Below are 6386 nucleotides of genomic sequence, written 5' to 3'. Positions count from 1 at the left end.
GCCCGGCGGCTGGGCGAGGCCGTGGCCCTGAGCCCGGCGCCGTCCACCACGCCCGCCTGCTGCCGACCGCCGCCGCTCTGCAGCAGGCCATCGCCGCCGGCATCCCGGCCGAGCGGCTGGCCTGCGTGCGGCCCAGCCGCAGCGGCTGGATCGAAGCGGCCCTGCTGAGCCACTGGGGCATCACCACCGTGCTGGCGCGGCAGGGAGGCGGCTTCAGCGAGGCGGTGTGGCAGCGCCTGGCCGCCGAGCGCAACCTGAACCTGCTGCTGCTGCAGCGGCCCCGGCCGGTCAGCCCGACGTGGGGAGAAGCGCTGCCGCTGGCTGATCTGCTGGCCCGGCTGGCAGCCTGGCCCACGTCGAAGCCGTGCCTGCCGGAGCCTCCCCATGGCTGAGTTCTCCCCGGGCCAGCCACTGCTGGCGGTCACCACCGAAGCCGACCAGCAGCGTGCGGAAGCCTGGCGCGGCGGGTGCTGAAGCAGCGGCTGGCGGCCTGTGTGACGCTGACCCCCTTGCGCAGCCTTTACCACTGGCAGGGGGCGATCGAGACCGCCACCGAGGTGCAGCTGCTCTTCAAGACCGACAGCGCCCGTCTCACGGCCCTCCAGGAGCTGGTGCATCGGCTGCACAGCTACTCCTGTCCGGAGTGGCTGCACTGGCCGGTGACCGCCAGTGCGGGCTATGGGGCCTGGCTGGGCGCGGAACTGACCGCCCCGCTCAGCCTGGATGCCGGGCCGCCAGGGCCTGAAGATCCAGCTGCGGCCGCGGACCCAGCTGGGTGACCACCTGGCCGGCGCAGAGGGAGCCGAGCCGCCCGCAGGCCGCGATCTGCTCGCCCTGGGTGTAGGCGTGCAGAAAGCCCGCGGCGTAGAGGTCGCCGGCGCCCGTCGTGTCGACCAGGGGGCCGAGGCGGACCGGCTCGATCGCATGGCTGGCATCGCCAGCGAGGATCAGCGAGCCCCGTTCGCTGCGGGTGAGGGCGGCGATGCGGCAGCGGCCGCGCACCTGCTCAGCCGCCTCCTCGAAGCTGTTGGCCCTGTACAGGGAGGTGATCTCCATCTCGTTGGCGAACAGGATGTCGACGTGGCCATCCACCAGCTCCTGGAAGCTGTCGCGGTGCCGCTCCACGCAGAAGGCATCGGACAGGCTCAGGGCCACCTGGCCGCCATGGGAGCGGGCCACCTCGGCGGCGGCGATGAAGGCGGCCTTGGCCTCGTCGCTGTCCCACAGGTAACCCTCCAGATAGAGCACCCGGGCCTGGGCCACCATCTCCAGATCCAGATCGGCCGGATCGAGAGCCACCGAGGCACCCAGGTAGGTGCACATCGTGCGCTGGNCGTCCGGGGTCACCAGGATGAGGCAGCGGGCCGTGGAGGGACCGCTGCTGGCCGGCGGCGTCTCGTAACGCGCTCCCACGGAGCGGATGTCGTGGGCGAAGATCGCGCCCAGCTGGTCGTCGCGCACCCGCCCGATGAAGCCGGCCCGCCCGCCCAGCTGCGCGATGCCCGCCAGGGTGTTGGCCGCGGAGCCGCCGGATGTTTCCAGACCGGGCCCCACGCTGGCGTAGAGGCGCTCCGCCTGGTGCTCATCCACCAGGGCCATGGTGCCCTTGGTGAGACCGTGATCATCCAGGAAGCGGTCGTCGGCGTGCACCAGCACATCGACGATGGCGTTGCCGATGCCGACGACATCGAAGAGCTTGGCGGTCATGGTGAGGGAGGGTCAGACGCTCAGCAGCGCCCGCTTGGGGCCGTGGATCGGATCCTCCACCACGATCGTCTGGTCGCGGTCGGCACCGAGCGACACGATCGCGATCGGCACCTCCATCAGCTCCGCCAGAAAACGCAGATAGCTCATGGCGGTGGGGGGNAGATCCTCCAGCCTGCGGCAGTCGGCCGTGGAGCTCTGCCAGCCGGGCAGGGTCTCGAAGATCGGCTTGCAGCGGGCGAAATCCTCGGCGCAGCTGGGGAAGTGCTCGATGCGCCGGCCATCGAGTTCATAGGCCACGCACACCTGGATCTCATCCAGTTCATCGAGCACGTCGAGCTTGGTGATCGCCAGGCAGTCCAGGCCGTTCACCTCCACGGCGTAGCGGCCGATCACCCCGTCGAACCAGCCGCAGCGGCGACGGCGACCGGTGGTGGTGCCGAACTCGCCGCCACGGTCGCAGAGGTGATCGTTGAGGCTGCCATCCAGCTCGGTGGGGAAGGGACCCTCACCCACACGGGTGGTGTAGGCCTTGGCCACTCCGATCACCCGGTCGATCAGGGTGGGGCCGACGCCCGCGCCGATGCAGGCACCGCCGCTCACCGGGTTGGACGAGGTGACATAGGGATAGGTGCCGTGATCGAGGTCGAGCAGGGTGCCCTGGGCTCCCTCGAACAGGATGTTCTTGCGGGCCCGGGCGGCCTGGTGGATGGCCCGGGTGCAGTCGACCACGTGGGGGCGAGACGCTGCCCGTAGACCACGTACTCGGCCACCACCGCCTCGAAATCGAGCGGTTCGAGACCGTAGAGCTTCTGAAGGATCTCGTTCTTCTCCGCCAGAGGTCCGGCCAGACGATCACGCAGACGCTGCTCATCGAGGAGGTCGATGATGCGGATGCCGTTGCGTTCCGACTTGTCGGCATAGGTGGGACCGATGCCGCGGCCGGTGGTGCCGATGCGGCGGTCGCCGCGGCGCCGCTCCATCGCCTGATCCAGCAGGCGGTGGTAGGGCATCGTGACATGGGCCGTGGAGGCGAGCTGCAGACCGCTCACATCGATGCCGTAGCCGATCAGCATGTCGAGCTCGCCCAGCATCACCTTGGGGTCGACAACCGTGCCGGAGCCGATCAGACAGACCGTGTCGGGATAGAGAATTCCGGAGGGGATCAGATGCAGCTTGAGCACCTGATGATTCACCACGATGGTGTGGCCGGCGTTGACTCCGCCCTGATACCGCACCACAACGTCGGCCGACCGGCTGAGAAGATCGGTGATCTTGCCCTTCCCCTCGTCACCCCACTGCGCACCGATGACGACGACGTTGGCCAAGGACACGGCGGCCCGCAGCCGCTTCTGAGCACAAGGAGAAAGATTCTCAGATCGAGGTGCCGTTCGTCAAAACAATCCCATCAGGCGCCCCGCACCACGCCTGCCTCGGCCTTCTGGAGTTCCCGGGTGACCCGATCCTTCAGCGCCTCCGGCACGGGGCGGTTCGGATAGTTCGAGTAGTGACCGGCCAGGGAATTGAGCGCGGTCTGCATCGTGGTGAAGGAGGCCAGACCGTTCACCTCCCGGCGAGGCCGGTAGCGGGCCATGTAGTCGTTGATCAGCGAGCGGGCGCTGGTCTCGGCGTCGGCTCGGCCGGGATCCTCGGCAGGCAGGGCGATGGTGGCGATCAGCGCATCGGCCACGGTCACCGTGTCCTGCTCGTAGTTGCCGCTGAGTCCAGCGGCGGTGGCACAGCCCCCGATCAGCAGGCAGGCACAGAGCGTCAGCGCACCGATGACCCGCCCCCAGTGCCGCAGACCCTCGGCGAACCAGGCGGTGAGAGCTGCGGCCATGGGCTTGCTTCGGCTGGGGGGATCCTAGGTGGGCAGGTCGGAGCGGCCCGAGCGGACGCCCTCAGGCCGGCAGCAAGCCCCGGCGCTGAACCTCGATGAGGCTCTCCAGTCGCCCGAGCAGCTCGCCGGCGGCCAGCTCCTGCTGGGCGCCGGTGGCCCGCTCCAGCAGTTCCACCCGGCCCTCGGAGGCGCCACGGCCCACCACCACGCGCCAGGGGATGCCGATCAGGTCGGCATCCTTGAACTTCACCCCGGCCCGCTCGCCGCGGTCGTCGAGCAGCACCTCGATGCCCGCACCCTGCAGCTGGCCATAGAGCTGCTCCGCCAGGCTGCACTGGCTCTCCTCGGCTGTGTTGGCGATCACCACGATCACCTCGAAGGGGGCGATGGCCGTGGGCCAGCAGATGCCGTTGGCGTCGTGGTGCTGCTCCACAGCGGCCTGGGCCAGCCGCGACACACCGATGCCGTAGCAACCCATCCAGAGGGGCTCCTCGCTGCCCGCCTCGCTGGTGAAGCAGGCGCCGAGGGCTTCGGAATACTTGCGCCCCAGCTGGAAGATGTGCCCCACCTCGATGCCGCGGCTGGCCTCCAGCACCTGGTCGGGATCATGCCGGCAGCGGTCGCCCGGCTGGGCGGAGCGCAGGTCCAGCGACTCGGGGCACGGACAGATCGCGCCCCAGGCCGCCCCGACCAGATGGGTATCGGGGGTGTTGGCGCCGCACACGAAGGCCTCGAGCCGGGCGGCGCTCTCGTCGGCCAGCCGCAGGAAGCGAGGCTGCCAGCTGCGCGCTCCCGCCAGCGAGGCATCGCTCAGCTGAGGCCCCAGGGTGCCGAAGGGGAGCGCCGCCACACCCTCGCGCCCGGCCGCCTCCGGCGTCAGGGGCGCCACCTCCAGGAGGGTGCCGTGCTGCGCCGCCAGCCGGGCCGTGACGGCATTGGCCAGCTTCACCTCGTTGAGCTGCTGGTCGCCGCGCAGGCTCACCAGCAGGGGCTGCTGGGTGCCGTCCTCGAAGCGGGCCAGCAGCAGCAGCACCTTGACGATCTGGCAGCCCCGGAAGCCGTGGGCAGCGCAGAGATCGTCGATGGCGCTCTGCCCCGGGGTGGCCAGCGGTTCACCGGCGCCGCCGGCGCGCACCCCGCCGGGCAGGGGCAGCGGATCGCTCACCAGCGACACCGCCCTCTCCTGGTTGGCGGCATAGCGGCCGTCGGCGCTGGTCAGCACCAGGTCTTCACCCGCATCGGCGGTGACCATGAATTCCTGGCTGGCTGAGCCACCGATCGCACCGCTGTCGGCCTCCACCGCCACGGCACGCAGGCCGCAGCGGGCGAAGATCCGCCGATAGGCCTGATCCATTGCCGCATAGGTGTCGCGCAGGGATGCCTCATCGGCGTGGAAGGAATAGGCATCCTTCATGATGAATTCCCGTCCCCGCATCAGCNNGAATCGGGGACGAATCTCATCGCGGAACTNACTCTGAATCTGATACAGATTCACAGGCAGCTGCCGGTAGGAGCGCAGCAGATCCGCGGCGAGGGCCGTGATCACCTCCTCATGGGTGGGCCCCAGACCCAGTTCGCGCCCCTGACGATCCTGCAGGTGGAACATGATTCCCTCCCCCGCCGTGTAGCCGGCCCAGCGTCCGCTGCGCTGCCACAGTTCGGCCGGCTGCAACTGCGGCAACAGGGTTTCGAGGGCACCGGCGGTATCCATCTCCTCACGCACGATCGCCGAGACCTTGCGCAACACGCGCCACATCAACGGCAGGTAGGCGTAGATGCCGGAACTCACACGTCGGATGTACCCCCCCCGCAGCAGGAGTTTGTGGGAAGGGATCTCAGCTTCGGCGGGATCGTCGCGCAGCGTCACCAGCATCAGGCGGGAGACGCGCATGACCGTGAGCAGCGGGGGAGGCGGAAGCTATCACCAGCCAGATCCGCGTCATCCCCTACTGACCCGGCGGGAAACCTCTGGTAAGGTCCGCCCATCTCCAGAGCTCCCGCCCCCCTGATGCTTGCCCAGCCAGCGTTCAACCGAGGCGTGAACCAGCCTGGAGCATCCCTGGCCGCTGCGGGTCGCATCGACGAGGAACCGGCCAGCCTGGCCATCGGCACCTCGGAGGGGAGCGACAGCCTGATCGGCATCGATGAGGTTCAGAAGGCTCTGAACCGCTCCCGGGCCTCGGTGTATCGCTACACCAACACCGACCCCGGCAATCTGAACCCTCCGTTCAACCCGCGCAAGCTCAACCCGGAATACCGCAGCGATCAGAAGGAGCCGCTCCAGTTCCACCCCAACGAAGTCGCCCGCTTCGCCCGCGATGTGCTCCGCATCAAGGAGGTCACGGTGGAGGTGCTCAATTCACCCTCCACGGCCACCCAGCAGCTGCTGGGCTCGATTCTCGAGGAGCTGCGCGCGATCCGGATCCGGCTGGATCAGCTGGACAACCCGGTCGGTCTGGAGCTGAGCCGCATCGATCACCACGCCGAGCAGGTGCGGCCGGCGGCGTGATCCGGCGAGCGGTGGAGTACGGCCGATCCGTGCCGTCAATGCCACAATCGGAGCATTCTTTGCGTCCCACCTGAACCGTGGTCAAGGGTTCCGGCCCCGCCACACTCCATGGACAGCGTTCCCCGACTTGCCCCCAGCCCCACCGCCCTGCTCGAGGGGGTTGCACCCGCTCCCGAAGCGGATCCTCGAACCGGTCAGGATCGATCCTCCGATGCCGGAGCGGATCCCTACAGTTCCAGCCTCAACGCTCTACCGCTGCTGCTGGGCAGCCTGATCGCTCTGGTCACCCTGTGTCTGCCGCTCGCCACGGTGCTGGCCGGCCGGCCGCAGACC

General features: G+C 69.1%; 6 protein-coding genes and 1 pseudogene. 3 read left to right on the top strand and 4 right to left on the bottom strand.

All coding sequences use genetic code 11. The features are described from left to right. Together SYNGFB01_RS10575 and cutA are read left to right on the top strand one after the other, a co-directional pair. A partial coding sequence (locus tag SYNGFB01_RS10575) for a precorrin-6A/cobalt-precorrin-6A reductase (RefSeq protein WP_048017978.1) occupies nt 1–392 on the top strand: 392 nt, incomplete at its 5' end. Between the two features lie 75 nt (nt 393–467). Further along, a complete protein-coding gene (cutA, locus tag SYNGFB01_RS10570) occupies nt 468–779 on the top strand; it encodes a divalent-cation tolerance protein CutA (protein WP_369795550.1) in 312 nt (103 codons plus the stop codon). Here cutA and SYNGFB01_RS10565 read toward each other — a convergent pair. The 4 genes and pseudogenes from SYNGFB01_RS10565 to SYNGFB01_RS10550 form a co-directional block, all read right to left on the bottom strand. After that, a complete protein-coding gene (locus SYNGFB01_RS10565; RefSeq protein ID WP_048017976.1) occupies nt 715–1707 on the bottom strand; it encodes an adenosine kinase in 993 nt (330 codons plus the stop codon). The two genes, cutA and SYNGFB01_RS10565, sit on opposite strands and share 65 nt — an antisense overlap. 12 nt (nt 1708–1719) lie before the next feature. Beyond that, nucleotides 1720–3032 (bottom strand): annotated as a pseudogene (locus SYNGFB01_RS10560) (adenylosuccinate synthase). A gap of 80 nt (nt 3033–3112) precedes the next feature. After that, on the bottom strand, nt 3113–3544 hold the full coding sequence (psb27, locus tag SYNGFB01_RS10555) for a photosystem II protein Psb27 (protein WP_048017975.1): 432 nt from the start codon (nt 3542–3544) through the stop codon (nt 3113–3115). Between the two features lie 61 nt (nt 3545–3605). Beyond that, nucleotides 3606–5435 (bottom strand): proline--tRNA ligase, encoded by a 1830-nt coding sequence (locus SYNGFB01_RS10550; protein WP_048017974.1) that lies wholly within the window; start codon nt 5433–5435, stop codon nt 3606–3608. A gap of 117 nt (nt 5436–5552) precedes the next feature. Here SYNGFB01_RS10550 and SYNGFB01_RS10545 point away from each other — a divergent pair, with 117 nt between their 5' ends. Continuing rightward, the gene (locus SYNGFB01_RS10545) at nt 5553–6053 is read left to right on the top strand and encodes a hypothetical protein (protein WP_369795549.1); all 501 of its coding nucleotides are present in this window, start codon (nt 5553–5555) and stop codon (nt 6051–6053) included. Nucleotides 6054–6386 lie beyond the last annotated feature (333 nt).

Origin of the sequence: Synechococcus sp. GFB01 (assembly GCF_001039265.1) — a bacterium.
Classification (GTDB): domain Bacteria; phylum Cyanobacteriota; class Cyanobacteriia; order PCC-6307; family Cyanobiaceae; genus NIES-981.
Note: the sequence above shows the minus strand (reverse complement) of the source record. Positions and strands in the feature narration are given on the sequence as shown.